Origin of the sequence: Xenorhabdus innexi, assembly GCF_002632485.1 — a bacterium.
Classification (GTDB): Bacteria; Pseudomonadota; Gammaproteobacteria; order Enterobacterales; family Enterobacteriaceae; genus Xenorhabdus; species Xenorhabdus innexi.
This window is the reverse complement of the sequence record NZ_NIBU01000254.1, coordinates 1-511: the sequence shown is the minus strand read 5'-3', so window position 1 is coordinate 511 and position 511 is coordinate 1. Positions and strand designations below refer to the sequence as shown.

Below are 511 nucleotides of genomic sequence, written 5' to 3'. Positions count from 1 at the left end.
AGCCGCCGACGCCGTGGTCAGCGTACTGGGTGACCGGGCCATCCGGACCTGCACGCAGTCTGCCGAGTGCAGCAGCGGCGGTGAACCCCATCAGCCGGGTACGACGGTCGCGGGAACGGGATTTGCCCCGATGCTGGAAGCCCATACCAAAACAAACATTGAGCAACTGGTGAAACTGGTCAGTGGTACGGAGAAGCCGACGCAGGCCAGTCTGACCCGACTGAAAACCGGCAGCCTGACGGTGACGCAGGGCGTCATTCAGGCGTTGCAGCGTGACCCGGACCGGGCGGCACTGACGGCGCGTCTGGCCGGTGAGCTGGCGATGGCGGAGACCACCGAAACCGCGTTACTGATGCGCCGGATGCTGATGACCGGGATGTCCGAACCCAATGCCGCCGCACAGTCGGAAGCGCTGGCAGAAGGGGAACGCCGGATTGCCGCACTGGACCGGGAAATCAGTGCACTGAAAAATGAAATGGCCCTGAAACAGGCGCTGTCCCGCAATGCCATC

At 63.8% G+C, this 511-nt stretch carries 1 pseudogene; it reads left to right on the top strand.

Going from position 1 to position 511, the window contains the following annotated elements:
* Positions 1-511 (top strand): annotated as a pseudogene (locus Xinn_RS21450) (integrating conjugative element protein); the annotation flags it as partial.